Consider the following 2,768-nt stretch of genomic DNA (forward strand, 5'->3'; position numbering starts at 1 on the left):
ATACGTTCTTCTCATTTCGCCCATAAAAAATCCCCTCCATAGTAGACAGATTAAACGGCTTGCTTTTTTCTGTCTACTATAGGGGGATCATATCATTTATAGAGGGCCTATTACTATGCCTGCAATGATATATCGCAGACTTCTAACTCATTTTTATTATATATTAGCTTACCAGTAATGATGCCTTCGTAGTCAACAATGTAAGGAAGAATATAGGTCATACTATCAGGCACATTTCTACTATTATAAATAGTATCTAAATCAATCCAATCAATTAATCCTTCATCAGAAGAAGTTAGTTCTCCTTCAAAGTCACTTGATTCAAACAGTATCAGGACTTCTGTTCCCAACTTGCGTATAGCATTAGAAACAGTCATGATTCCTCTAAATTTCAGATCATTGAGATGCAAACCAGTTTCTTCATACACTTCTCTCAGGCAAGCTTCAGTGGGAGACTCTCGAAGCTCCACTTTTCCACCTGGAGCGTTCCAAAATCCCTTGAACGGGTGTTTCTCCCTTTTTCGAACTAATATCTTCTCGTTGTCTCTAACTATACAGAGCGTGAATATATTACTACTCATAGTCATTTCACCTCCAAAACTAGTTAAGACTCCTTATAAAACTATCAGAAATCCTATCATTCTTAAAGAGAACATATGCTTCTTTTCAATTAAGAACTCCATTTAGGTCAAAACTTAATTATTTCTAAGCAAGTTAAGATTGCTAAACCTAGAATGATTTATTAAGTTTTTGCTCATATGACCTCTATAACTATTATCTACGACTAAGCTTAGGTAAGGATTTGTCTAACCACGTTCCTTTGAGCTGAGTTCCAGAACAATGGATATCGTATCCAAGCAATTCAAAGTTCATTGGAACTTCAGAATAAAATTCATTTGGGATTCGATGAGTTGTATTCCGTAATGTGTTTATTGTGTACCCTACACCTTTATTTAGTAATTCAATTAAATGGTCTAACGTTACGACATGAGCAAAAGCGTCGCAATGCTCTCCCGTGCCTATACTTTCATTTATAGCGACACAATATTCTTGATCTCTAGGCTGCACTCCTTTATAGGATGCACCGAAGTATTCGAAAAGTATGGTATCGATATGTCGAGCTACATATTCATGGGCTTTTTGTAATTGCTCTAAACCCTTCTTTACCTGATTATCAACATTGTACATTTCACCTGTATTAGATGGAGAAGCTGTCCATTTCAGTTCAACTACTAACAATTCCTTAGTATTTACATCTAAAAATAAAATGTCCATACCTGGCCTAACCTCTTGAGCTTTAGTTTTCTTCTCTGCTATGAGAATCTCTTCATCCTTTAAAGATTGTTTTATCAAACTTATTTGTTGTCCTTCACAATCGTTAGTTAATTGATGGAACGTATTCTCTGGCATTTTAGGTATTAGGGCCACTAAATTCCTTTCCGGTCTAATAAACACACCTGCAAAACATGCAGATAGGGCTAATTCATTTTCATTAAGAGGCACAAAATATTGGTATGCTGGATCAGTATCTTTTATATTGCTGTAAGTTAAATCCGATATAATATCCTTAACAGTATTTTGGGATAATCCAGATATATTTGATATCTGTTGAAACCACCAATTTTTATGATGAATTTTCACTAACTTTGATGAATTATATTTTCCAATTACTATTTTGGGATTTTTAGTCCCATGATTTTTTATCCATTTTGAAAGCAATTCATCAAGACTTACACTAAATTGCTTATACTCATTCAATGTGTATTTGCCTAGATCCCATGTATTTGGCATAGTAAATTCGCTTGACTGCACTTCCTTTATAGCTGCTATTCCTGTTGACTGAATGTTATTAATCTGTATGCGTTCTCTGTAAGCTTGTCTCCAAGAATTGTATGCTAAGAAAGCGTGATTAATATTCTCAGGAATAAACTCGAGTCTATTATTTGTTAATTTAATTGAATATCCACCTTTTGAAGCAGAAAACAGCACATCACGAAAGAAATCATATTTATAAGCAAATATCAGCATCTCAATTACTTCTTTTCTCGAAGGTTTAATTGATTTGCTTTCCCCTTTATCATTACAAAAATCGAAGACCCATTTAATTGCCCATTTCAGTGATTCTTGAATTAATCTCTCACTCTGTCTTTCATCAAGTTCAGGATTTAGATCAGGTATTCTCCGATACCCACCTTTAAGATGTATAAATGAAAGTTCAGAGTGTACTGTTAGTAATTCTAATAGAGCTTTCCTTCTGGAAAGATGAACTATAGGGAGACTCGCAGGATTGTCGCCAATTTTATTCAAAAACAAATGTAAATCCTCTTGAGTACCTAATGATTCTTGATGTAATTTATATTTTGCCCCTTGTTTTTTCCCCATTGATTGCACCTCTAAATTCAATTTCATCCTTTAAAAAGGAAGGTCATCATCAATAATAATTTTTATACTAACTAACCGAGTATATATATTGTCTAAAACTATTTTCTGCTTGTAAGGCTCTAATCTTACTAAAAAGTGATAAAAGTCCTTTACATGGTTTACGCTTATATCACATTTTTTATTGAAAGAGTATCCTCCCTTAATGAAGCACCTAATTAACTGAGCATTGTCTTGTACAAATATCTCAAGCGAACTGTTGCGAATTAGGGTGCCTAACTTATTGAGTGTTATTTCCGGTTCGGCCCCTTAATTATGGAGTCATTCTCTTAAATTCTCTGTTTCTCGCAGTTTCTTAAAGTGAAATCTTTACTTCCTCCAATTGGCCT

General features: G+C 34.1%; 2 protein-coding genes. Both read right to left on the reverse strand.

Features of this window, described 5'->3' with window-relative positions:
- Positions 1–113: 113 nt before the first annotated feature.
- Positions 114–581 carry an NUDIX hydrolase gene (locus BLR64_RS29820; protein WP_244157885.1) on the reverse strand — a complete coding sequence of 156 codons (468 nt, stop codon included), beginning with the start codon at positions 579–581 and terminating at the stop codon, positions 114–116.
- A gap of 193 nt (positions 582–774) precedes the next feature.
- Positions 775–2,382 carry a hypothetical protein gene (locus tag BLR64_RS29825; RefSeq protein ID WP_090720341.1) on the reverse strand — a complete coding sequence of 536 codons (1,608 nt, stop codon included), beginning with the start codon at positions 2,380–2,382 and terminating at the stop codon, positions 775–777.
- Positions 2,383–2,768: the final 386 nt, after the last annotated feature.

Source organism: Paenibacillus typhae (genome assembly GCF_900099765.1).
Lineage (GTDB): Bacteria > Bacillota > Bacilli > Paenibacillales > Paenibacillaceae > Paenibacillus_AQ > Paenibacillus_AQ typhae.